Consider the following 22,467-nt stretch of genomic DNA (forward strand, 5'->3'; position numbering starts at 1 on the left):
TCATTTTCGTAAAAAATTCGAGTTTGGGTTTTCTTTTTTGTCTGATTTTATGAGAACTTGTGTATAGTACTTTCCGTACGCTCCAGTACCAATATCAGTCGCATCCGAATCTAGCAAGACACTACGGTGCGCGGGGGAATTCAGCCAACCATGGACCGCTTCAATAGCATCCACGTAATTTGCGGCTATATTCTCCCCGGCTTTTTTATGTTCAATCCCGAAACTTTTCAACCGCTCTGATAAGTTGCCTGCCGATGGCGACTCATGTGAAAAATAATTTTCAATCGCCATATCCTTGCTATGGTTTTGGGCTAGCAATGATAACCAATAATCATTTTCAAGCGGCTTTACATCATGATGTTCCCGATAAATATTCGTGAGCTCAAGAATTTGCCGTTCCATCGAACGGTCAACTTCCATTTGAATTGTTGAAGATGGCTGAGGAATCGCTACCAATTCTCCTGCGAATTCCATGTCATAAGGTTGATGGATGACAAGCGTTTTCGGATCAATATATCGGACCCCCTCAATCACTTCGTCTTCGGCATCAACATACACTTGCGCATATAATTTATCATACTTAAGCAAGATTCTATCTTTCAAATCCTGGCTGTTCAAAGTAAATGTATACATATTATCATCCAAAATCACATTCACTTCAGATTCAATAATCGAAAAGCGGAACACTTCACTAATATTCTGACCGATTGAGATAGGCGTTAGGTCGGCATCTTTGTCAGCACTGAACACCTGGTTGACAGTTCCATCTTCCACACCAACCATCATTTGTGTCTCTTCAGTATACACCCACCACTCGTAACCGTATGCGGACGGTTCAATTCTGTCAGGTTCCCCCATCAATTCGACCAATACATCAGATGACTTTCCTACAAATGTGGAAAGTCCTTTTTCTGGTCGTTTTGGACCAGATGTCAATTCAACGACTTCCTTATTAGGGCTCGGTATTGCCGTTCCATGTTTGACTGGCGATTCGAGCGGTTCATTTTCCTGAATCCTGCTTCCCATAATATAAAACACTGCGAGAAGGACAAACAGTAATAATGCAATTTTCCACAATACTTTCAAGTCTTCTCGCCACCTTTTCATCAAGTTCTAATCAAAACTTTATTTAAGTACATAAAAACTGAACTGCTTCCATAAAAAAGATTACTTACAGAAAATCTTCAATTCTTGATATATAGCATTAATTTGAGTATAAGTTAACTTTAACGAATTTCAAGTGTGAAAGTCATCCTTTACGCATAAAATAATCTCACACTGTCGAAATAATGATGTACCTAACGACTTCATCGATTTCAAGACACAATGTTGTCATTGCAAGTAACACTAATTTGTTCTATGATAATTAAGTATAGGCATTCGACTGGTTGAATATGAAGGAGGACTTTGAACAATGTATATCGAAAATACAGGTATTGAAGGCATTGTTGCTGAATTGTCACTACTTGACGAAATCATGCTGAAACACGATCTTGTACGTGCTGGACAATGGGACTACGAGCGTGTTACATACGATAAGAAGTATGTAATTAAAGAAGGCACTTATTATTTGCGTGTCTTCGGTTTCACACCAGATGGTGACGTTGATACTCGCGATGCAATCATGCACCTTAAAAAGCCGGTTATCGGAAAGCATTATTATCCACATGGCGTCGAATATGGTGAGGGCGAGCACTTCCCTGAAGGACTTGTGAAAGATTGCGAAGCAACACTCAAAGCCGTCTTAGAAGATCTAAAACCATTTATTTTAACAAAATAATCATTTTATCATGAAAACCGAAGAACTTACTGTTCTTCGGTTTTTTTACCTATTCTTTCTCTGAAATTTGGTTATACTGTAACCAATTAACAATTTGGAGGAATGACTGTTGTCCCGATTGCTTACAAAGCGGAATATTTTACTTCTCTTTTTACTTATTGTCGTCATATTAGTTTTTATCTTTATTCTTCCTATATCCATTCCGATTATCTTAGCACTTTTAACGGCTCTACTTTTTGAGCCGCTCGTCAAATTGACTGAAACAAAATTTAAATGGAAGCGTCAAATTGCAGTCATATCGGTTTTCATTTTTATTTTAGTAATGCTTGCTATTATCATTTATTATACAATCACGTCATTGATAGGTAGATTAATCGAACTCTCAAAAACAGCTCCCGATTATTTAAACAAACTTTCTGGCGTCTGGATCGATTTTCAGAATAAACTTCTTGTATATACATCAGGATTGCCTGATGATGTCGTAAAATCGGCACAAGGCAGTTTCAATGAGATTTTGGAGTCATTCCGGAAATCGCTTTTGGAGTTGGTCAATTCCGATAAAATCGTTGCACTCGCTTCTGAAATCCCGAACTTCCTCGTAAGCCTTCTCGTTTATATGGTAGCTCTTTTCCTTTTCATGCTTGAATTGCCTGAATTGAAAAAGATGGTATTCAGGCATTTCACGGATGAAACTGCGAAAAAAGTCCGTTATATGACAGTTAAACTTAACTCGGTTATTTTCGGATTCATAAAAGCTCAAGTATTAATAAGCTTGATTATTCTAGCGGCATCTTTCGTAGGGTTGCTAATTATCGCTCCTAAATATGCTCTAGTCATGTCAATTGTTATTTGGATCATCGATATCATTCCAATTTTAGGCTCAATAGTCATTCTTGCTCCATGGTCTTTGTATCAATTCGTCAGCGGAGATATCGGCATGGGGACAAAATTGGCGGTTTTGGCAGCAATCCTGTTAATCATTCGAAGGATTGTTGAACCAAAAGTAATGGGCAACCAGATCGGCTTATCCCCGCTTCCAACGCTTATCGGTATGTTTATCGGGTTAAAGCTTTTCGGTATTATCGGCTTATTCATCGGTCCGATGATCGTCATCCTATTCAATACAGCACGCGAAGCAGGCATCATCAAGATGAACTTTAAAATTTAGTTATCAAAAAACCGGCATGGAAAAATTTCCTTTGCCGGTTTCTTTTATTAATTACCTAAAATGGCCTTTATCATCGAAGTCGTTTCTCCGCCTTCATACAAGATATAGAGCAACAAATAGACAGCCACACCTGTTATTGCAGTAAAAAACCATACAACGCTCGTAATAGGTCCTATTCTTCGATGCTTATCCAACTTATTTTTCAAGCCCCAATTGATTGTCAATATGCCCATGATAGCCCCAGACGTTGAGAGCATAATGTGAAAAATAAGAAAGACGGTATAATAGATCTTCAGATTTTCCGGACCGCCGAACGCCGTGTTGCCGATGAAAATCGTACGGGAGGCGTAAATGATAAAAAACAGAACCGCTGCTACGGCTGCTCCTAACATTGTCTTCTTATGGGCTTCAATTTTCCCATCACGCACTAGTTTCCATCCAATTGCGACAAGAATCGCCGATAGCACAATGAAAAAAGTACTTAACGTTGGTAAAAAAGGAACATTCATTAATAATACCCCTTCAGCAGTGAATTCGATCATCTATTCATTTCAAATTTTTGTCGTTCCAATAAATCTCTCTGTGTTATTTCATCAGCATTCAATTGTTCTTCGCGATACCACTTGATAAAGATTTTGCCGATTACGACAACATAAATCAATTCTTGGATAATTTTCATAATAATACCGCCCAATTGCTGATCATACACTGTAGGCATATTTGTAAATAATTCAGGACCTGAAATAGATAAACCAGAAAGCGTCCCTGCAGGCACGCATAATGCCATAGCCTGTAACCATGCCTCTCCGCTACTATAAGTTTCATACACAGGGACGTCGACAAAGATGATTAAAGCACAGGCAGGCGTCACTAGGAGAGCACTTAAAATAACATACCCAATTTTCTTCAAACCGTGCAATTGTGGATGATCTTCCAACGTATTCACAACCGGCCACCATAACACTAAGGCTGCCATAAATACCGTGATCGTGAAGATCGCATGCAAAACTGCACTCAATTTAATATAGTCCAAAATCAATGGATAATGATACAGTGAGAAAGCAAGTGTAAAGATCAATAAGCTAATAATAGGCCTCGTAAACAAACGTACAACTTTGTCGATGATTTTTACGCTGAAAACTTTTTTCCATATGAAATTTGGAATCCCAATGATCATTAATGGAGCAACACCTAATAAAAGAAGCGCCATTTGCGTCATATGAACGGAAAACAAAATATGTCCTATTAAGTCAACGGGTGAGCCTTTAACGATATACAAAAGCACCATCGAAGCTAAAAAATATCCGATTTCCCTTGTCGTTACAGGTTCCGTCCCCTCAAACCAATGTCTCCATTTTTTAGTCAAAAGGAAATAAAGTACGACGATCAATACTAATGTTAAGAAATAATAAGGACTCCATAATGCTCGAAACCCAAATATGCTGAAAGGCATCATTGCCATCGCTCCTTTAATATGTCTTTCTCTATTATAAAACGAACATGGCGCGAACACAATGAACGAACAATGAACAATACAAAAGCGAAGGTCGCACGAAGCTAGACGTTAACAAAAACAAATGCGAAAAGCCTGCGGAAGAGATCCACAGGCTTTTCTATATTGATTACCACCAAACGATTGTTACAAAAGTCAAAGGGATAAGGAAGCCCAACATAGCTCCTGTAAACATGAACATTTGAGGAATGCCATGCCCTTTTTCATTCATATGCATGAAATAATACAGTTGCAAACCGACTTGTACTGCTGCGAACAGCATTACCATCGGAATGATGAAGTACTTCGAGAACCCTGCAACATCAGCTTGATAAGCAACAACCATTGAAAATGAAACAAGTGTGAGAAAGATCATTAGCGAAAACATCATGACCTGATCACGCATTGACTTTTTTGCACGTCTCTGTGCAAGCTGCTGCTCCGCAGGTGTACGTTTGTAAACTTGGATGTCTGCCATCTTAACCTATCACTCCCATCAAGTAGACTACAGTGAAGATGAATACCCAAACAACGTCAATGAAGTGCCAATATAGTGAAAATGTATAGTACTTCGTTGCGTTATAAAGATTCAGACCGCGTTTCGCGTTACGGAAAATCAACAACGTGATCCATACAAGACCAACAGCTACGTGGAATCCGTGAGTTCCGACAAGCGTATAGAACGCAGAACTGAAAGCACTGTTATTAAACGTAAAGCCTAGATGTACATAATGTGAGAACTCATATACTTCAAGCATGAGGAAACCAAGTCCTAAAAACGCAGTGATGGCTAACCAAAGCTGCATTTTCTTAAAGTTATAGTTACGCAGATGGTACATAGCGAACACACTCGTCAATGAAGATGTCAATAGCAACATTGTCATTACAAAAACAAGTGGCAATTCATAAAGCTCTTGTGTCGAGAATCCAAAACCGCTCGGACCGGAGTTCTTCAATGCAACATATGTTGCGAACAACGTTGCGAAGAGAATTGTCTCTCCACCAAGGAACAACCAGAAGCCGACGAACTTATTTTTCGCTTCAAGTGTCGCTTTTTCAGGATGATCGGGCCAAGTTTCAGGGGTGAATTTTTTATTCAAGTCCATTAGTTTTGACCCCCTTTACGTTTCATATCACGGAGAATCTCATCTTTTTTAATGTAATACCCAGTGTCATCCTTCAATGAACGGGCAGCCATCGCTACGAAAGTCCAAAGTAGACCAAATATTAGGACTGGCAGACCCCATGACTCTTCAGTGCGGAACATAGCTCCGAATCCAGCAATGAAGAGACCAAGTGTCATAAGGAATGGAATGAAAGATCCATTCGGCATATGGATGTCTTTGATCGGTTCAGCAGGAGTCAATCCTGACTCATTGCCTTCCATTTTTTCGATCCACACAGTATCAAGCCCACGGACAAGTGGTGTCGCATGGAAATTGTAATATACCGGAGGAGATTCAATTGCCCATTCAAGCGTACGTCCGTCTCCCCATGGATCATTTGCAACTTTCACATTCTTAATAGATGTCACGATGATGTTGTAGACGAGTACAATGACACCGATTGCCATCATGAATGCACCAATTGTACTGATAAAGTTTGCCAAGTTCCAACCTTGTCCGTCCATGAATGTCCACACACGACGAGGCATTCCCCAGAATCCAAGCCAGTGCTGAATAAGGAACGTCAAATGGAAACCGATGAAAAAGAATACGAATGTAATTTTACCAAGTGTCTCATTTAGCATCGTACCGAACATTTTTGGCCACCAATAATGTGTTGCTGCCAAAATTGCAAGGACAACCCCACCAACGATTACATAGTGGAAGTGAGCAACGATGAAGTAAGAGTCATGCAATTGATAGTCGAGCGGTGCCGCACCTTGCATAACACCTGTCACCCCACCCATTACGAATGAAGGGATGAAACCGAGTGCATAAAGCATTGGCGTTGTAATCTTGATGCTGCCGCCCCACATAGTCAATAGCCAGTTGAAAATTTTAACCCCTGTTGGAACAGCAATCGCCATTGTTGCAACAGCGAAGATTGCGTTCGCAGTTGGCCCAAGCCCTACCGTAAACATATGGTGAGCCCAAACCATGAATCCTAGGAATCCAATTAACACAGTCGCAAAGACCATGGATGGATATCCGAAAAGACGCTTTCGAGAGAATGTCGAGAAAATCTCAGAGAAAATACCGAAAGCAGGCAAGATAAGAATATATACTTCAGGGTGACCGAAAATCCAGAAAATATGCTCCCAGATGATCGTGTTTCCGCCCATCGTATGATCAAAGAAGTTACCACCGAACATACGGTCAAATGTTAAGAAGAACAAACCGATTGTCAATGGAGGGAATGCAAAAAGAATCATCGCAGATGCTACAAATGTTGTCCATGTGAACAACGGCATACGCATATAAGTCATACCTGGAGCACGCATGTTGATGATTGTTACTAGGAAGTTGATCCCTGCCATCAACGTACCGCCCCCGGCAATCTGAAGACCGATTGCATAGAAGTCAATACCATGTCCTTCCGATGCAATGGAAAGTGACGCATATGATGTCCATCCCGCGTCAGGCACTTGACCGAAGAACCAAGAAATGTTCAGGAAAAGTCCTCCGAAGAAAAACATCCAGAACCCTAATGAGTTAACAAATGGGAATGCAACATCACGTGCACCAATTTGCAACGGCATGATAGCGTTCATAAATCCAAATAATAAAGGCATGGCAGCCAAGAAGATCATCGTCGTTCCGTGCATCGTGATCAAATCATTGAAAAGACCCGCACTGACGAAATCGTTGTTCGGCTTATGAAGCTGCCAACGAATTAACATCGCTTCAATACCGCCGAGTACGAAGAAGAATCCGCCACCAAGGAAGTAAAGGATTCCGATCTTCTTATGGTCGACTGTAGTCAGCCAGTCCCATAGCGTTGCGCCAAAACCCTTTTTTTGAGCAACTGAACTCACTTTGTTTACCTCCTCTTCAAAATCGCAAAAGATTATTTTTCAACAGATAATCCCATTAAGTATTCAGCCAATGCATCCAATTCCTGGTCGGAAAGTTGATCAGCGAATCCTGGCATCTTATTACCAGGTTTATGTTTCTGTGGATACTTGATCCAATCAATCAAATCTTCTTTTGTATGGTCCAAGATTCCTGCAACACGATTACGATCTCCGAAAGTTGCTAGGTTCGGTCCGGATGCCCCAGATTCTCCAACACCAGAAGTGGCGTGACATCCGATACAGCTTTGCTGGAATACATCCTCACCAGCTGGATTTGCAACGACTTGATTCTCTGCGGAAGCTTGCATTGCAGTTACCCATTGGTCAAATTCAGCACGTGGCATCGTCTTCACTTTGAAGTCCATTAACGCATGCGACGGACCGCAAAGCTCGGCACATTTCCCATAGAATACTCCGTCTTTCAAATCCTTGGAATCTTTCTCAAATACCAAATAGAATTTGTTGACGTTCTCTACGTTCGTATCAAGCTTTCCGCCGACTGCTGGAATCCAGAAGGAGTGTTTCACGTCAGCTGCAATCAAATTGAAGTAAACCTTTTCATCCATTGGAACTACTAATTCCTGTGCGGTAACGATACCAAGGTCAGGATATTCGAATTCCCACCAGTATAGTTTCGCTGTTACGTCAACGACTAGGTTTTCGGCATTTCCATCTTCATCCACTGCGCCCATAGCTGATACATCACCAAGCTTATACGTGTAGTAAACAGTTGGAACAGCTAGCAGCAAGATCAATAGAATTGGAATGATTGTCCACACAAGCTCAAGCTTATGGCTGCCTTCAACTTGTTCAGGAATATGATCTTCACCTAATTTGGAACGTCTGAAGCGTACTAACGCGATTAAGTAAATTGCTACTACAACGATAATGACGAGCAACATTATTCCTGACGACAATAATAGCAAGTTGAATTGATCTTGACCGACTTGTCCGGCAGGTAGAAGCGTTGAAATTTCTTCTTGTCCACAACCTGCAAGGAAAACTGTCAGTACAGCCAATAGAGAAAAGAGACGCCATTTTTTGAGTCCTTTCATCATCGCTAACTAATACCTCTCTTTCTAAAAAATGATTTTCTTCAAATGAGGACTGTTGACCTCTCTATAATGAATTCCTGTCAAAAAGAAAGAATTCCATCAGTTAGATGAATATCGAAAAAATGATCATTGCTACAAAAAGGATTGTCATGTAATTCAAGGAGAAGATGAACATGGATGTAGCCCACTTTAAATCTTCTTTTGCTTTGAATCCTTTTATCGACAAATATAGCCAACCGATATTCAAGGCTGTTGCCAGCACAATAAAAGCGCTTCCGAGCTCCGGTAGAAGGAATGGCAACGGGAATAATAGCAGAACCCATCCGAAAATAGACTTCTTTGTCCTTTCAAATCCTTTTACGACTGGAAGCATCGGAATGCCGGCTGCCCGGTATTCTTCAGTCCTACGCATCGCCAACGCATAGAAATGTGGCGGTTGCCATGCAAACATGATTAAGAACAGCGCCCATGCGCCCATACCGAGCGACGGTTCGACCGCAGCCCAACCGATTAATGGCGGGATGGCTCCTGAGATGCTGCCTACAACAGTATTACTAACATATTTTCTTTTAGACCACATTGAATAGAGTACAACATAGCTGAAGACGCCTGCAAGTCCCCATAGCCCTGCCGCCGGTGACGCAGCAAACAACATCACTTCGCCTAAGATAATGAAAGTGAACGCCAGTGCCAAGACAGCCGGCGCTTTAAATCTGCCAGTAACCGTTGGACGTGACTTTGTTCTGGACATGATCGGATCGATATCCCGATCAATAAGATTGTTCAAAGCCGCCGAGCCCGCGATGATTAACCCGGTACCGAAAAGTCCATACAGTAACAAATCCAGATTGCTAATGAAACTTTTGCCTGAAAACTGGAATGCAAGAAATAGACCGGTAAATGTTGTAATCAGGTTTGAATTCACAATGCCGATTTTTATAAGTGCTAGAAAATCCTTCAATATGGAAGCCGATCCGATATCCGGTTCAACGGATGAAGAAATCGCTCGACCGTTTGACATATGTACCCTCCTTTCAACGATGTCGGCAAGGACCGCTATACTTTACTATATCGAAATCCGGCAATGATTTCTATATATAAACCGAATTTCATCCGATATGTTAAGTATATTATGATATAAATGCATCTGCCCTATCTATAGTAAATCATTTCCCTATGCCTTTTGTGAAGTTAAAGGGTCTATTTTATGAACAATTTGTGAAAAAGCTTTATGCAAAGCTGATTTCGGTCAATATGCGTTGTTTTTTCGACTTTTTTTCGATATCATCAACAAACGGGGCCTTTTTTCATATGGTCATCATCTCTAAAAGAAGGTGTCTTGTTTGCGATATAATAAGTATTTGAAATGGTTCGGGGTCGCCTCTACGATCGGTATGCTGTTAATCCTTTTGGGTGGTGCACTCGTTACGAAAACAGATAGTGGGATGGGTTGCGGAAGGCATTGGCCTGGTTGTAACGGTCAATTGATCCCGGATGAAATCACGCCGGAAGTCCTTATCGAATTTTCTCATCGCGTCGTTACGGGCTCGGTCGGAATTTTGATCGTCATCTTAGCAGTTTGGTCTTGGAAAGCGATCGGACATATAAGGGAAACAAAATTGCTGTCTGTTTTGGCAATATTTTTCCTCATTCTCCAAGCGTTAATCGGTGCTGCCCAAGTTCTTTGGGGACAAGGGGATTTCATTCTTGCACTTCATTTTGGCATTTCGCTAATTTCCTTTGCATCAGTATTACTTCTAACATTGCTCATCTTTGAGGTCGATCAGAAATTTGACGCTGATAGGCTAAAGATCGGTAGGACGCTTCGATTCCATACAATCGGTGTCACAATCTATTCATACATCGTAGTATACACCGGAGCACTTGTCCGTCATACCGAATCCGAGTTGAGCTGTACAGATTGGCCAATGTGTAGGAACGGGGATTTTTCCCTTCCCGCTAATTTCTGGGAATGGGTCCAGATGAGTCATCGGACCGCTGCGGCATTGATATTCATTTGGCTCGGTGTTATTGCTATTCATGCAATCAGGCATTATAAAAATCAACGAGTTATATACTGGGGATGGATCATTGCATTCATTTTAGTGTCGTTGCAAGTTTTGGCGGGTGGAGCTGTTATCCTTACCCGTTTAAATCTTTATTTAGCTTTAGCTCATTCATTGTTTGTAATCCTTCTGTTCGGATTATTGACTTATATGGTGCTTCTTGTTTCGAGAAGCAGACAGTAGAGATAACAAAAGCACCCGCGTGGATTTTCCACGCGGGTGCTTATTTTTATTAATGTTCCAGTTCGAGAAGGAGGTCGCCTGTAGAGATGGATTCTCCTGAGGTGACGTGGATTTCTTTGACGATTCCGTCAAATGGAGCTTGGATCGTCGTTTCCATCTTCATAGCTTCCGTAATGAGTAGATGTTGACCACGACGTACTTTTGCTCCTTTGGAGACAGCAACTTGCAATACAGTTCCAGGCATTGTCGCTGCAATGTGAGAATCATTTGAAGGATCCGCTTTTTGTTTGCGAGCAACATCTGATTCCACATTGATATCTTGAATGATAACTTCCCTAGGTTGGCCGTTCAGTTCAAAGTAAATGATGCGTGTGCCGTCCGTTTGAGGTTCGCCAATGGAAACGAGCTTGACGATAAGTGTCTTCCCTCTTTCGATCTCCACTTCGATTTCCTGGCCTAGTCGCATACCGTAAAGAAACTCAGGTGTGTTAATGACTGATATGTTTCCGAATTCCTTTTTCATCGTCGAATATTCTTCGAACACTTTCGGATATAGCGCATATGCGAGCGCATCTTTCATCGTTGACTGGTGTCCAAGAAGTTCTGCTGTCTTTTGAAGCAATGCATCAAAATCTACATCTTCCAAAAGCTCACCCGGCCGGACAGTGATCGGCGTTCTTTCTTTCAAAATAACCTGCTGTAATTCTTTCGGGAACCCGCCATACGGTTGACCGATATATCCTTCGAAAAATTCGATTACAGATTCAGGGAAATCGATGGATTGCCCACGTGAAATGACAGATTCTTCATTCAGATCATTTTGCACCATGAATAGCGCCATATCACCCACGACCTTGGAAGAAGGAGTCACTTTTACGACGTCTCCAAAGAGCATATTGACACGGGAGTACATCTCCTTCACTTCATCCCATCTCTCACCAAGTCCGACAGCTTTGGCTTGTTGTTGCAAGTTTGAATATTGACCGCCTGGCATTTCATGTACGTACACTTCAGAATGAGGGCTAACCATGCCGCTCTCAAAGTTTTGATAATATTTCCGTACATCTTCCCAGTAATATGATAATGATTCAAGAGCATCGACATCGGCTTTCACTTGGCGCTTGCCATATTGCAACGCATAATACAACGAGCTTGCGGACGGTTGTGAAGTAAGACCAGCCATGGAACCGAGAGCTGTATCTACAATATCCACTCCAGCTTCTATCGCTTTCGCGTACATATAAATGCCATTTCCGCTCGTATCATGTGAATGCAAATGAATCGGTATATCAACAGTCTCTTTCAACTCTGAAATGAGGCGATACGCAGCTTCCGGCTTCAAAAGCCCTGCCATGTCTTTTAGTGCGAGAATATGCGCTCCTGCTGCTTCAAGCTCCTTTGCCATTTCTTTGTAGTACCCGACTGTATATTTGGCGCGGGAATCATCCAATATGTCCCCGGTATAGCAAAGCGCAGCCTCTGCCACTTTCCCCGCTTGACGGGTCGCATCGATTGCCACTTCCATACCTTTAATCCAGTTTAAGCTATCGAATATGCGGAATACATCAATCCCTGATTCCGCAGAAGTTTTGACGAATTCACGTATGACATTATCAGGATAATTGGAATAGCCGACAGCATTCGCACCACGGAACAACATTTGGAATAAGACATTTGGAATTTGCTCCCGAAGCTTCGTAAGTCTTTCCCACGGATCCTCTTTCAGGAAACGGTATGCAACATCGAATGTTGCTCCGCCCCACATTTCAAATGAGAAAAGATCCGGCATAAGCCTAGCAGATTCAGCTGCGATATTTGCAATATCCGATGTACGCACACGGGTCGCAAGTAATGACTGATGAGCATCCCTGAACGTTGTGTCGGTCAATAGAACATCATCCTGCTCCTTTATCCATTGGATCAATCCTTCAGGACCTCTCTCGTCCAAGATCTGTTTCGTCCCTGAAGGAGGCGGTGCAAGAAGGTCCACAGCAGGTTTCCTAACTGAATTGAATAACGGTTTAGTCTGTTTCGCTATCCCCGGAAACCCATTGACAGTAACATTCCCTAAATAATTCAAGATCTTCGTTCCACGGTCTTTCTTAACAGGGAACTCGAATAATTCAGGAGTCGTATCAATGAAGCTTGTATCATAATTGCCAGTCAGGAAGTTTTCATGACGAACGACGTTTTCTAGGAAGGGGATATTTGTTTTGATTCCTCTAATCCGGAATTCTTGAAGGTTACGGTCCATTTTTGCCGCTGCATCCTTAAAGGAAGTCCCCCATGTTGATACTTTGACGAGCAAGGAATCATAGTATGGAGTGATGATAGCCCCTTGGAAGCCATTGCCGGCATCTAGACGGACGCCGAACCCTCCGCCTGACCGATAGACCATCAACTTGCCTGTATCAGGCATAAAGTCATTCAATGGATCCTCCGTCGTCACCCGCGATTGAATTGCATAGCCAAATAACGGAATATCGTCTTGCTTCGGAATAGCAGATTCTCCTTCATGGAGATTTCCACCATTCGCAATATGGATTTGTGCATGGACGATATCGATTCCAGTTACCATTTCGGTAATTGTATGCTCAACTTGGATACGCGGATTCACTTCGATAAAGTAAAATTTTCCGTCCGCCACAAGAAACTCTACGGTTCCTGCGTTAATGTAGGAAATATTTTTCGCCAATTTTACAGCAGCTTCGCAAATTTCAAGACGCAAATTTTCCGGCAAAGAAATGGACGGAGCAATTTCCACTACTTTTTGGTGACGACGTTGTATCGAGCAATCGCGCTCATATAGATGAACGACATTGCCGTATGTATCGCCTAATATTTGAACTTCAATATGCTTTGGCTTATTGATGTACTTTTCGACATACACTTCGTCCGAACCAAAAGCAGACTTAGCTTCTGATCTGGCTCGCTCATACGCTTCAAGCACTTCATCTGCGGAATTTACAATCCGCATGCCCCGGCCGCCACCACCTAGGGAAGCTTTAATAATAATCGGATACCCGTATGTTTCACCGAAAGAAGCAACATCAGCAACTGAAGCAACTGGTCCATCCGTTCCAGGGATGACAGGGATGCCTGCCTTGATAGCTTGTTCTCTCGCCTTCACCTTGTCCCCGAACATGTCAAGATGCTTTGATGTGGGACCGATGAAGATGATTCCCTCTTCTTCCAACCTACGAGCAAACTCTTCATTCTCTGCTAGGAAACCATAACCAGGATGTACAGCGTTCGCTCCTGATGATTTTGCAATCTTAATGATCCCTTCGATATCCAAGTAGGCATCAATCGGCTTTTTCCCTTCTCCGACTAAATAGGACTCATCTGCTTTGTAACGGTGGAAAGAACCCCGATCTTCTGCCGAATAAATCCCGACAGTCGGTATCTCCAATTCGGTGCACGCTCGAAAAATACGAATAGCAATCTCACCACGGTTTGCTACGAGAATTTTTTTAATCTGATCCATTTCCACCACGAAAGCACTTCCTTCTCTATTTATTATTTTGATATTTTACGAACATTGATACATTCATCAATATTCCTAAAGACAAAGATAACAGAATCATCGAAGTTCCGCCATAACTAATAAAAGGCAACGGCACTCCTGTAAGTGGAATTAGCCCTGTCAGACCACCGACATTGACAAATGTTTGAATTCCAATGACACTTCCAATACCCGCGGCAAGCATTCGAGCTTGAGGATCCTTCGTACGCATCGCAATATAAAGTGCTCGCATAACGATGAATCCTAGACCACCAATTACAATTATCGTTCCAAAAATCCCGGTTTCTTCCGAAATGACTGCCATGATGACATCCGTTTGAGGCTCTGGCAAATAGCCCATCTTTTGAATGGAGTTGCCTAAACCAAGACCTTTCATTCCACCAGATCCAATCGCTATGTACCCATTTGCAATTTGATAGCCGGAGCCTTGTGCATAATCAAATGGATCCAAGAACGACAAAATTCGTCCTTTCCTACCATCTGTCATGACTGTATCCCAAGCAAAATAAAGAATGGTAGCAACCGGAATCATCGCAAGGAAGACAATTCCACTTAGCTTCGTGAATGTCCTCAATTTTATTCCGCTTGCTGCAATAACGGATAATGCTCCAATAATGATAATGAGAGACGTTCCGATATCCGTCTCCATCATAATCGAACCAATCGCCAAAATAAGAATGATGACCGGCGGACCAATTGATTTATTAATGGAATCAAGCGTCCCCGCTTCATACTTTTTTGCGAATACACTAGCGAAATAAACGATAATAACAAGCTTAGCAACTTCTGAAGGCTGGATGCTGCCGAAGCCAGGTAATTTAATCCAACTCTGTGCACCGACATGGTCGCCGGAGCCGAGGAAATGGACGAGAACAAGGAGGATAAACATGACAACAATTGAAAAGACCATCAATTTTTTTCGTTTATAGTTTTGAAAAGGAAAGAAGGAGGCAAATAAGAAAGCAGGAATGGCAATTGCTAGATTGAGCAGCTGTCTCTTATAAAAATAATCAGGTTCATAACCATATCGATTGACAGCCCACACCATACTCGAACTATAAATCATAACAAGTCCGAACAGACATAGTATGAGATATGTAGTGAATAACGGATAATCAAAGTTCCGCAGCATTTTTTTAAAGTATTTTCCCATCACATTTCCCTCATCTTAAATAAAAAACTCAAACCAATGATGAGTTTGAGTCTTTCATTTATTTTTTTGTATATAGCTCGTGCAAGACATTCATCTCTTTTTCAAGCAATGAAAGGATTTCTTTCCCTTTCTCACGTTCAATCAACCCTAATTTAACAGCAAAGTCGATTTCTCTAGACAAGCCATACATTTGCGTATCCAACACTTCCTCGTAAAGCGGGCACTGAGGCATCGTCAAATGATCCATCTGTACTTTTATGAGTTGTGCAATTTTATCCGCATCAGCCTGTAGCTGTTTCAATGCTTTTTCTTGATAGGTTTCCTGTAATTCAATATCCATGAGGACGCCCCCATTCACCTATTATCCTTGCGTGGTGATTATGAATAAATTGTATCTTTCAAGAAGGTAAATTGCAAGTGTTTCCCTTAGGAACGTACGGTATAAATTCAATGGCTTTCCACTTTCCTTGGGAAGCGGTATACTATGTACTATATGAAAATGCTCAATATCGGTTGTAGGAGGCTATTCAATTGGAAACAATCATTACAATAAAAGGCAATGTAAAGCATACGATCACTCTCGATCCGACAGTTTGGATCTTTGATGACCGAAAAGTCGACTTAAACACTTTCTTTACGGAAGATCATGTCGAAAGAGATGAAGATGAAGAATATAAAAGAAGCATGGGCAAACATTGGTCTCGCGAAATTATGGAAGGTGCGACTTTCCCACCTACTTTAAAAACAGAAAAGAAGTTTGACAGACAAAAGATGGTGACAGGTACATTCGGCATCTCCCTCGACCATTTCGTGAAAAATGCAATACCAGCAGAAGATGCAAAAACGATTTCTTTTTTGACAATGGATGGCTCGAAGGAAACGTTTCCGGTTTCTGAAGTAGGGAATTTCCTATTCAAATTCAGCCAAGACGGTAAACCGTTGACAGAAGACGGACCAGCCCATCTTTTATTCAAAGACGGCTCAAACCTCGAACAACCATTACGAAAAATCACCGATATCGTCATCAATTGATGCAAAAGGCCATGCTTAGTAAGGAGTTGAGTTCATGAGAGTCAAATGCGTTCTATGTGATGAAATTGGACAACTTGTGGATGATACCCCGCTTGCAAAGAAGCTGAGGAATCATCCGATCAATACGTATATGTGCGAAGCTTGCAGCCAACGGATTACGGAGCAAACAAACATGAGAATTTCCACAGGAAAATTCGTCTTCCACCGCAGCTCACATTCCGCAGAAGAGAATTTTTAATAAAACGGGGTTGCTCAAAAAGTCATGGAAAGAGACTTTGAAGCAACCCCCTTTTTTAAATTAGTTTTGTAGTATAAAAGAAATTGTTCTTACCTATAAAAATAGAAATAACTTTCCGGTGTACAAGTTCCAAATGGAATGAGTGACCATTGAAGGTACGACGGATTTAGTTTTTAAAGCAATATAAGCAAGAACAATCCCTGCAACAAGCATGAGCAATAGGTACGCAGGATGAAATAGAGAAAAAATGACTGAAGTAATGATTACAGCGCATATTGGCTTTACTACTTTTAATAAAGCGAAAAAGAGCACCCCTCTAAAAAGTAGCTCCTCCCAAATTGGAGTGAAAAGGACAGCTTCTATTAAAGGATATGGCTGTAAACCATCAAGCAACCCATTTTTGTAATAAACGATTAGTCTTCGGTCCATTAAAACTTCGTAATGAATACTGAGCTTTAATATTAGAAAGGGTATAAAAACTCCGCCTAATATATATAGGTAAGTCTTAGGGTTCTTAAATGGCTTGAAAGTAAGTAAAGGGACAATCAACTGTCTGACTGATCCAAAATAAAAGGTAAGGAAAATAAAGATTACTAACCAAACAAGATTTCCAAAACCACGGAACAACGCACTATTATAATAACCCACCCCATAACCTGTTAGCAGCAGTAATACTATATACAACAAATTACTTAGCATATTAATCTTTATGACACTACTCCTCATCCATACCCCCCTTTCTTTTCCATTCAAACTATTCTTAACATTTGGTCTATTATAGCATAAATATCCATTTTTATATGATTTATTTTAGATTTGTTTAAAAACCCAAAAAAATATTTCAGTAAGCAGGAGTTGAACGGCGACTCCTGCGGGAATAGCGCGAGCTGAAGACCCCGCAACGAAAGCCGTAACGAAGAACGGCTTTTGCGAGCAAAAGCGTAGCGTTGCGAGCACAACTATGGGATGCCTTAATTTCTGCAAAGAACGCAGAAATTAAGGCAAATCGAACCCTTCGCTGTTCGATTGGCTGAAGCCGTGCCCGCGGAAAGCGTCCGTTCGGAGCGGAAATCAACTATTCCAGTATTACTATTTTAAAAAAAGACTGTAACCAAACGCCGAAATTTCTGGAGTTCGGTCACAACCTGAAAAAAACTCCACCGTCAAACGGTGGAGTTTTCTTTATGTTCATTCATCCTGCGGACCCTATAAATAATCAATATGAGCGCCGCAACGGTGAGCCCTTCGACAATCGGAAGGAAAATGGCGAAAAACGTCAAGATAATACAGCCAAAAAACAGGAAGCTATACACGACTATGTTTTGCCAAAACTTGATTTTCCGAGCAAAGCCCAACTTATAAACAATAGCTGAAAGGATGAATACAACTACAAACAACAAAATTCCAGTGACAGAAGATGAAGTAGTCTCATAAATCATTCTTACGACTGGAGACATCGCTTCAATTGTATCTTCATCCTTAAGAGCACCATTCATGTAGCACATTCCCTTCTAAACAAAGCGATTGTACGCATTCTTTTTATACTACTACTTATTATTATAAGTCACTCGCCAAGTTTTTTCTTCTTTTGAGCACGTTCACGTTCGTTTTTATCAAGAATCTTCTTGCGCAAACGAATCGATTGTGGAGTCACTTCGCAATATTCATCGTCGCCAACATATTGCAACGCCTCTTCTAATGAAAGTATACGTGGCTTTTTCGTTGTCACTGTTTGGTCTTTTGTCGCAGATCGAACGTTTGTCGCATGTTTAACTTTTGTTAAGTTGATCGTCAAGTCCGTATCACGGTTGTTTTCACCAACGACCATACCTGCGTAGATTTCTGTACCAGCTTCGACAAACATGACTCCTCGGTCTTCCAACTGCATGATACTATATCCAGTAACAGTACCTGTTTCCATTGAAACGAGCACGCCATGGCGACGACCGCCAACTCTTCCTTGTGCCACTGGCTTGTAGGAGTCAAATGTATGGTTAATAATTCCATACCCTCTCGTAGCAGAAAGGAATTCCGTTGAATATCCAATAAGACCACGTGCAGGTACTAAGAAAATCAAACGGACTTGTCCATTTCCGTTATTTATCATGTCTTGCATTTCACCTTTACGCTCACCGATCGATTCGATGATTGCCCCAGTATACTCTTCAGGAATATCGATTTGAACACGTTCAACCGGCTCAGAACGCACACCATCGATCGTTTTAATAATTACTTCAGGTTTCGATACTTGCAGTTCGTATCCTTCGCGGCGCATATTTTCAATCAAAATGGAAAGATGCAGCTCTCCACGTCCGGATACAACCCATGCATCCGGTGAATCAGTTGGGTCGACACGTAATGAAACGTCCGTCTGCAATTGTTGTTCAAGCCGTTCTTCGATTTTTCTAGCAGTTACCCACTTACCTTCTTTCCCGGCAAAAGGACTGTTATTGACGAGGAAAGTCATTTGGAGAGTCGGTTCATCGATATGAAGTTCTGGCAATGCTTCCAAATGATCAACCGGGCAAACTGTTTCACCAACGTCAATGTCTTCCATGCCCGAGATAGCGATCAAGTCACCTGCATACGCTTCTTCAATTTCGATTCTTTTCAATCCAAGGAAACCATACATCTTCGTTACACGGAAGTTCTTTGTCGAACCGTCCCGCTTTAAGACTGTTACTTGCTGGCCAACTTTCATTGTCCCTCTGAACACGCGTCCGATACCAATACGGCCGACATAGTCGTTGTAATCAAGCAAAGAGACTTGGAATTGTAACGGTTCTTCTCTATTGTCGATTGGAGCAGGGATATGCTCGATAATTGCATCGTACAATACTCGAAGTGTATCTTCCTGTTCAGCAGGGTCAGGAGAAATGCTCGCTGTTCCATTGAAACCTGAAGCATAAACAACTGGGAATTCGAGCTGTTCATCATTCGCATCCAATTCAATGAATAATTCAAGCACTTCGTCGACTACTTCTTCGGGACGTGCAAATTCACGGTCAATTTTATTTACAACTACAATCGGTTTTAAATTCGTTTCCAATGCTTTTTTCAGAACGAACCGGGTTTGCGGCATACATCCCTCAAAGGAGTCGACTACTAACACGACACCATCGACCATTCGTAGGATTCGTTCCACTTCCCCACCGAAATCGGCATGTCCTGGTGTATCAAGAATATTGATTTTCGTGTCTTTGTATTCAATTGCTGTGTTTTTTGCAAGAATTGTAATACCGCGTTCACGTTCAAGATCATTCGAGTCCATGGCACGTTCTTCAACATGTTCATTCGAACGGAAAATTCCTGATTGCTTCAAAAGCTGATCGACTAACGTTGTTTTTCCGTGGTCTACGTGGGCAATGATTGCTATATTTCGTAAATCATTACGATTATTTGTCATGTTTTCACTCCGTTATCTTTTATCAGATGATTAACTGTGTTATTATAGCACATGAGAACAGTATTAAAAACATTTTTATTCGGGAGATGTTTCATTTTGAAGAATATTAAATGGGTTTTCGTATTATATTCCATCGCCGCAGTCGCTGCAATGTGTGGCATCGGCATCGGAGTCGGTATGCGTAGTATCCCCGTTGCCATAATCGCTATCCTTGCTCTCATTTTCGTTATGGGCAATGGATTTAAGACAAAGAAGAAAATGCGTGAACAAGGCGTTTTGTAATGATAACTTAGGAAAGGGACTGCGAGTCGGCAGCCCCTTTTTTATTTGAGTTTAATGTAGTTCCTTAATATTTCATCATGTAGACCAGGCCTAGCAACGATAAATGTATCTTGACCTAGCAAATGTGGTTGTTCGCCTTTTAGATTTGTCGTCACTGCACCAACTTCCTGAGCAATGACCATCCCTCCAGCAATGTCCCATGGGGATAACCTCAATGATAAGTACGCATCGATACGGCCGGAAGACACGTATGCAAGCTCGATTGCCGCCGAGCCATATGATCTGGTCCCTCTGCAATTACGGACCATTTCTGCAATCGGGGCATTTTCGATTCTTCGATTCGGCGCCACCCAGCTCGCATTCACGCCAATGATTGCCTCTGAAAGCGGCGTGTTCTCAAGCATCGGGAGTCTTTCATCGTTGAAATATGCACCTTCATCTTTAACAGCGTGATAAAAATCATCATTTATGACATCATATATATATCCAAGCATTCCAATTCCGTTAACATATATACCGAGTGAAATCGCAAAATTCCTTTTCTGATGAATGAAGTTCATCGTGCCATCAATCGGGTCAAGCATCCAAATAATCCCTTCCAAAGACTCGATTTCATCACCGAATCCTTCCTCACCAAAAATTCGGTGATCCGGAAAATCACCCTTAATCCGACTAATAAAGAAACGTTCAATATCCCGATCGATATTCGTAACGAGATCATTCGCTTCCGCCTTCGAATCAACATCAATTTTACTAAAGAAAGAAATTCTAATTTTATGGCCCGCTTCTTTTATTAACGATTTTGCATATCGATCAATTGCTCCCCAATTCATGTCAACACCTCTATCTACATGCATGTTCTACTATTATAGCATACCGTATACAGCCAAACAAAAAGGCACCTTTACACTGTCTCCCCCCGGATTGAAGAGTTTCAGTGAAGGCGCCTAATTCGGTTCAACGTCTTTCGATTAAGCGAAAGCATTGAAAGTCTCCAGCTCACCATGAATTTCAGTGAGTCTCGTTTTGCTTTTCTCGACTTGTTTAGAGTCCTTCTCTTGTACAGCATCGTACAGTGTAGCTAGCTCATAGTCCAATTCGAGATGCAGAAGCTTGACATATTCCTTTTCGATTTCAGCTTTACGAATAATATGAACGACTTGTTTCATTACTAACACCCCTTTGAATGTAATTTTTTTCAACGATCCATTTACTTACTTCTAACTTATGCTGCCTGAGTTACTTTGGTTAGTTATAAGCCTTCTTGTATAAGATTGTTCCCCATTTTCTGTTACGATAAACGTGGATTATGAAATGGAGGTATTAAAGTGACGCAAGCATTTTGGACCAATAATGATTTTAATGTCTTTTCAATTGAAGGATTGGAACATAGGATGAATGCTCTTCAAACGAAGATTCAGCCAAAATTCGAAGTGATCGGTGAACACCTTTCCACATATTTATCTTCCCGAGGGACAGGCGAGTTTTATCCACACGTTGCGAAGCATGCAAGAAGAACGGTAAATCCACCTAACGACAGCTGGGTTGCTTTCGCCCCGGCAAAGCGCGGGTATAAAGCGCTGCCTCATTTCCAAGTTGGATTATGGGGGACTCATCTTTTTATTATTTTGGCCGTCATTTATGAAAACCCGGACAAGAAGGGAATCGCGGAACGACTATCGAATAATTTGAAGAAGTTTTCCTCTTTGCCTGAAGACTTTGTTGTATCAGGTGATCACATGAAGCCAGATGCTCTTAAAGTGAATGAAATCGGGAATGACGGCGTTGAAAATCTATTGGATCGGTTAGCATCGGTAAAAAAAGCAGAATTTGTCCTTGGAAGACATATTTCCCGCAACAAAGCGACCGAGCTTTCGGAAGAGGAGTTCTTCAACCTTGTCGAAGAGACGATTGATCGGCTTTTCCCAGTTTACGATATCATTATTGGCAAGTAATGAAACAGAGAGGATGCATAAGTATGCACCCTCTCCATTAGCGTTGCAGGTCAAGGAATATCTGGAAAATGGTCCACTTTAATGAATACTATTGCTTGAATAAACACAAAAA

23 protein-coding genes are annotated in these 22,467 nt (G+C 41.4%); 7 read left to right on the forward strand and 16 right to left on the reverse strand.

Annotation, left to right across the window (positions count from 1 at the left end):
- Positions 1 to 1,086, reverse strand: coding sequence for a CAP domain-containing protein (locus ACR65H_RS08000; RefSeq protein ID WP_440499621.1), 1,086 nt, complete (start codon positions 1,084 to 1,086; stop codon positions 1 to 3).
- Between the two features lie 328 nt (positions 1,087 to 1,414).
- On the opposite strand from ACR65H_RS08000, the gene ACR65H_RS08005 reads away from it, so the two are divergent.
- Both ACR65H_RS08005 and ytvI read left to right on the forward strand, forming a co-directional pair.
- The gene (locus ACR65H_RS08005) at positions 1,415 to 1,780 is read left to right on the forward strand and encodes a YugN family protein (protein WP_440499622.1); all 366 of its coding nucleotides are present in this window, start codon (positions 1,415 to 1,417) and stop codon (positions 1,778 to 1,780) included.
- 109 nt (positions 1,781 to 1,889) lie between these two features.
- Positions 1,890 to 2,948 (forward strand): sporulation integral membrane protein YtvI, encoded by a 1,059-nt coding sequence (gene ytvI / locus ACR65H_RS08010; RefSeq protein ID WP_440499623.1) that lies wholly within the window; start codon positions 1,890 to 1,892, stop codon positions 2,946 to 2,948.
- A 47-nt stretch (positions 2,949 to 2,995) separates the two neighbouring features.
- Here the strand turns inward: ytvI and ACR65H_RS08015 are convergent, their stop codons facing one another.
- The 7 genes from ACR65H_RS08015 to cyoE form a co-directional block, all read right to left on the reverse strand.
- A complete protein-coding gene (locus ACR65H_RS08015) occupies positions 2,996 to 3,457 on the reverse strand; it encodes a DUF420 domain-containing protein (protein WP_440499624.1) in 462 nt (153 codons plus the stop codon).
- A 29-nt stretch (positions 3,458 to 3,486) separates the two neighbouring features.
- Positions 3,487 to 4,404 carry a cytochrome c oxidase assembly factor CtaG gene (gene ctaG, locus ACR65H_RS08020; RefSeq protein WP_440499625.1) on the reverse strand — a complete coding sequence of 306 codons (918 nt, stop codon included), beginning with the start codon at positions 4,402 to 4,404 and terminating at the stop codon, positions 3,487 to 3,489.
- Between the two features lie 166 nt (positions 4,405 to 4,570).
- Positions 4,571 to 4,918, reverse strand: a complete 348-nt coding sequence (locus tag ACR65H_RS08025) for a cytochrome C oxidase subunit IV family protein (protein ID WP_440499626.1) — start codon at positions 4,916 to 4,918, stop codon at positions 4,571 to 4,573.
- Between the two features lies 1 nt (position 4,919).
- Positions 4,920 to 5,546: a cytochrome (ubi)quinol oxidase subunit III gene (locus ACR65H_RS08030; RefSeq protein ID WP_440499627.1), complete on the reverse strand. Its 627-nt coding sequence runs from the start codon at positions 5,544 to 5,546 to the stop codon at positions 4,920 to 4,922.
- Positions 5,546 to 7,420: a cytochrome c oxidase subunit I gene (locus ACR65H_RS08035; protein ID WP_440499628.1), complete on the reverse strand. Its 1,875-nt coding sequence runs from the start codon at positions 7,418 to 7,420 to the stop codon at positions 5,546 to 5,548. Before ACR65H_RS08035 ends, ACR65H_RS08030 begins: the two co-directional genes overlap by 1 nt.
- 32 nt (positions 7,421 to 7,452) lie before the next feature.
- Positions 7,453 to 8,517, reverse strand: coding sequence for a cytochrome c oxidase subunit II (coxB, locus tag ACR65H_RS08040; RefSeq protein ID WP_440499629.1), 1,065 nt, complete (start codon positions 8,515 to 8,517; stop codon positions 7,453 to 7,455).
- 100 nt (positions 8,518 to 8,617) lie between these two features.
- Positions 8,618 to 9,535: a heme o synthase gene (gene cyoE, locus ACR65H_RS08045; protein WP_440499630.1), complete on the reverse strand. Its 918-nt coding sequence runs from the start codon at positions 9,533 to 9,535 to the stop codon at positions 8,618 to 8,620.
- Positions 9,536 to 9,857: 322 nt separating this feature from the next.
- Between cyoE and ACR65H_RS08050 the strand changes: the two genes are divergently transcribed.
- A complete protein-coding gene (locus ACR65H_RS08050) occupies positions 9,858 to 10,763 on the forward strand; it encodes a COX15/CtaA family protein (RefSeq protein ID WP_440499631.1) in 906 nt (301 codons plus the stop codon).
- A gap of 49 nt (positions 10,764 to 10,812) precedes the next feature.
- Here ACR65H_RS08050 and pyc read toward each other — a convergent pair whose 3' ends face one another.
- From pyc to ACR65H_RS08065, 3 genes are read right to left on the reverse strand one after another with little or no spacing between them, the layout of a single operon-like run.
- Entirely contained in the window at positions 10,813 to 14,250 is a 3,438-nt protein-coding gene (gene pyc, locus ACR65H_RS08055) for a pyruvate carboxylase (protein ID WP_440499666.1), read from the reverse strand.
- A gap of 25 nt (positions 14,251 to 14,275) precedes the next feature.
- The gene (locus ACR65H_RS08060) at positions 14,276 to 15,442 is read right to left on the reverse strand and encodes an FtsW/RodA/SpoVE family cell cycle protein (protein WP_440499632.1); all 1,167 of its coding nucleotides are present in this window, start codon (positions 15,440 to 15,442) and stop codon (positions 14,276 to 14,278) included.
- 58 nt (positions 15,443 to 15,500) lie between these two features.
- A complete protein-coding gene (locus tag ACR65H_RS08065; protein WP_440499633.1) occupies positions 15,501 to 15,782 on the reverse strand; it encodes an Fpa/YlaN family protein in 282 nt (93 codons plus the stop codon).
- A 191-nt stretch (positions 15,783 to 15,973) separates the two neighbouring features.
- On the opposite strand from ACR65H_RS08065, the gene ACR65H_RS08070 reads away from it, so the two are divergent.
- Complete coding sequence (locus ACR65H_RS08070; protein WP_440499634.1) at positions 15,974 to 16,474, forward strand: peptidyl-prolyl cis-trans isomerase; 501 nt, start codon at positions 15,974 to 15,976, stop codon at positions 16,472 to 16,474.
- Between the two features lie 34 nt (positions 16,475 to 16,508).
- Positions 16,509 to 16,712 carry a YlaI family protein gene (locus ACR65H_RS08075; RefSeq protein WP_440499635.1) on the forward strand — a complete coding sequence of 68 codons (204 nt, stop codon included), beginning with the start codon at positions 16,509 to 16,511 and terminating at the stop codon, positions 16,710 to 16,712.
- Positions 16,713 to 16,805: 93 nt separating this feature from the next.
- Here the strand turns inward: ACR65H_RS08075 and ACR65H_RS08080 are convergent, their stop codons facing one another.
- The 3 genes from ACR65H_RS08080 to typA all read right to left on the reverse strand — a co-directional run bounded on the left by ACR65H_RS08080 (position 16,806) and on the right by typA (position 20,118).
- A complete protein-coding gene (locus ACR65H_RS08080; protein ID WP_440499636.1) occupies positions 16,806 to 17,438 on the reverse strand; it encodes a CPBP family intramembrane glutamic endopeptidase in 633 nt (210 codons plus the stop codon).
- 437 nt (positions 17,439 to 17,875) lie between these two features.
- Positions 17,876 to 18,208 (reverse strand): YlaH-like family protein, encoded by a 333-nt coding sequence (locus ACR65H_RS08085; protein WP_440499637.1) that lies wholly within the window; start codon positions 18,206 to 18,208, stop codon positions 17,876 to 17,878.
- Positions 18,209 to 18,276: 68 nt separating this feature from the next.
- Entirely contained in the window at positions 18,277 to 20,118 is a 1,842-nt protein-coding gene (typA, locus tag ACR65H_RS08090; protein ID WP_440499638.1) for a translational GTPase TypA, read from the reverse strand.
- 96 nt (positions 20,119 to 20,214) lie between these two features.
- Here typA and ACR65H_RS08095 point away from each other — a divergent pair, with 96 nt between their 5' ends.
- The gene (locus tag ACR65H_RS08095) at positions 20,215 to 20,400 is read left to right on the forward strand and encodes a YlaF family protein (RefSeq protein ID WP_440499639.1); all 186 of its coding nucleotides are present in this window, start codon (positions 20,215 to 20,217) and stop codon (positions 20,398 to 20,400) included.
- A 41-nt stretch (positions 20,401 to 20,441) separates the two neighbouring features.
- On the opposite strand, the gene ACR65H_RS08100 is transcribed toward ACR65H_RS08095, so the two are convergent.
- Together ACR65H_RS08100 and ACR65H_RS08105 are read right to left on the reverse strand one after the other, a co-directional pair.
- Entirely contained in the window at positions 20,442 to 21,233 is a 792-nt protein-coding gene (locus ACR65H_RS08100) for an inositol monophosphatase family protein (protein WP_440499640.1), read from the reverse strand.
- A 138-nt stretch (positions 21,234 to 21,371) separates the two neighbouring features.
- Positions 21,372 to 21,569 (reverse strand): YkzI domain-containing protein, encoded by a 198-nt coding sequence (locus tag ACR65H_RS08105; protein WP_440499641.1) that lies wholly within the window; start codon positions 21,567 to 21,569, stop codon positions 21,372 to 21,374.
- Positions 21,570 to 21,728: 159 nt separating this feature from the next.
- Between ACR65H_RS08105 and ACR65H_RS08110 the strand changes: the two genes are divergently transcribed.
- On the forward strand, positions 21,729 to 22,355 hold the full coding sequence (locus ACR65H_RS08110; protein ID WP_440499642.1) for a YktB family protein: 627 nt from the start codon (positions 21,729 to 21,731) through the stop codon (positions 22,353 to 22,355).
- Positions 22,356 to 22,467 lie beyond the last annotated feature (112 nt).

The organism is Sporosarcina sp. SAFN-015, from assembly GCF_059415085.1.